The organism is Actinomadura sp. 6K520, from assembly GCF_004349245.1.
In the GTDB taxonomy this organism is placed as follows: Bacteria; Actinomycetota; Actinomycetes; order Streptosporangiales; family Streptosporangiaceae; genus Spirillospora.
Genome location: NZ_SMLC01000373.1, coordinates 1 through 1,943, shown reverse-complemented (window position 1 = coordinate 1,943; position 1,943 = coordinate 1). Strand labels below are relative to the sequence as shown.

The 1,943-nt window shown below is 71.6% G+C and carries 1 protein-coding gene; it reads left to right on the top strand.

The genetic code is table 11. The features are described 5' to 3' along the window. Positions 1–337 precede the first annotated feature (337 nt). Positions 338–1,462, top strand: a complete 1,125-nt coding sequence (gene recF, locus E1289_RS37395; protein ID WP_131988891.1) for a DNA replication/repair protein RecF — start codon at positions 338–340, stop codon at positions 1,460–1,462. Positions 1,463–1,943: the final 481 nt, after the last annotated feature.

Here is a 1,943-nt window from a genome sequence, read left to right as displayed (position 1 = left end):
GACCCACCCGGTTCAAACCCGCCCTCGCTATGGCGGGCCTTCGCTCTGCCCCGCTTCGCCCCGGCGGGCATGCGTCCTGGCCGCCTACCGGTCTGATGGTTTTCGGCAGCGAGGGTCATCCGCTGGGGCGGACCTTTCCTCGGACCGCCCTTCGGGGAGCCGCCCGTCGTTCGGGTCGTCGGCGCGAGTTATCCACAGTTCCGGTTTCCCCTTCCGGACGGCGTCGGTGCCCGCGATCGTTGGGAGCGGTCGGCCGCGAGCAGGCGGAACGGCGTGGGTGTGGACGGACGCGGGGGTGTGGCCTATGTGGCTGTGGAAGGCTCTACGCTCGTGTCTCGTGCACGTCGCCCACCTCTCCCTGCAGGACTTCCGCTCGTATCCGACCGCCGAAGTCGGGCTCGAGCCCGGGGTCACCACGTTCGTGGGCCCGAACGGGCAGGGGAAGACGAACCTGGTCGAGGCCATCGCGTACGTCGCCTCGCACGGCAGTCACAGGGCGGCGACGGACGCACCGCTCGTCCGGCATGGCGCGCCCCGTGCGATCGTGCGTGCCGGCGTGGTGAAGGACGATCGCAAGGCGCTGATCGAGCTTGAGATCAACCCGGGGAAGGCGAACCGGGCACGGCTCAACCGGTCCCCCGTCCCCCGGCCGCGCGAGATCCTCGGGATGCTGCGGACCGTGCTGTTCGCCCCCGAGGACCTCTCGCTGGTGAAGGGCGACCCTGGGGAGCGGCGGCGGTTCATGGACGAGCTGCTGACCGCGCGGGCCCCGCGGTTCGCGGGTGTGCGGTCCGACTACGACCGCGTCCTCAAGCAGCGCAACGCGCTGCTGAAATCCGCGGCGGCGCACAGGCGGTCCCCTGGCCCGGAGGTGCTCGCGACTCTGGACGTGTGGGATTCGCATCTGGCGCGTACCGGGGCCGAGCTCCTGGCGGCGCGGCTGAGTCTCGTCGATGCGCTCCGCCCGCTCGTCGTCCGCGCGTATGCGGAGCTGGCGCCTGGCGGGGACGCGGCCGACCTGTCCTACAAGAGCTCACTGGGGGACGGCGAGTTGTCCACAGACCGTGGACAACTCGCCGAACAACTGCTGGCCGCGGTGGGAGAGTCGCGCAAGCAGGAGCTGGACCGCGGAGTGAGCCTCATCGGCCCGCACCGGGACGAGCTCGTCCTGCGGCTGGGGGAGCTGCCGGCGCGCGGCTACGCCAGCCACGGCGAATCGTGGTCGTTCGCGCTCGGGTTGCGGCTCGGCGCGTTCGACCTGCTTCGGGCGGACGGCGACGACCCGGTCCTGATCCTCGACGACGTCTTCGCCGAACTGGACACCGGGCGCCGCGATCGGCTGGCCGGGATGGTCGCCCCGGCCGAGCAGGTGCTCATAACGGCGGCCGTGCCCGTCGACGTACCGGCCGAATTGACAGGGGGGTCCTATACCGTCTCCGACGGAGAGGTCGTCCGGAACTGACCGGCGTCCCGAGGCGGAGCGAAGTCGTCAAGGTGCCCGACCCGCGCCCCGCGACGGGAAGAACCGGCCAAGCCGGTCACGATTTCCGCAGCCGAGAGTCGGCGGGGCCCAACCGGCACTCTGCGGCGGGACACGGTTGGCCGAGACCGCATGTGCAGCGGAGCAAGTGCCTCCGAGTTTCGGCGGCGTTGCCGAAGGAGGAGCGCAGGTAGGGCGGGCGCCCTTGCCAGGGGCGGCGCTGGAACCGGCCGCTTGGACAGCGGCGTGGCGGAAGGGGGCCGGCCCTCGGCGAAGGCGGACGAAGGCTTCACCAGGGGTGGCACCTACCGAACGGAAGGGGCAGGCGCGTGAACGACGATCCACAAGATGTGCACAAGTCCCCCGAGCCCGATGTAGGCGGCTCGCCGGTCGGTGGCGCGTCCGTGGACGGTTCGTCGGCGGGTGGCCGGTCGGCGGGTGGTTCGCCGGCCGGTGCGGGGGC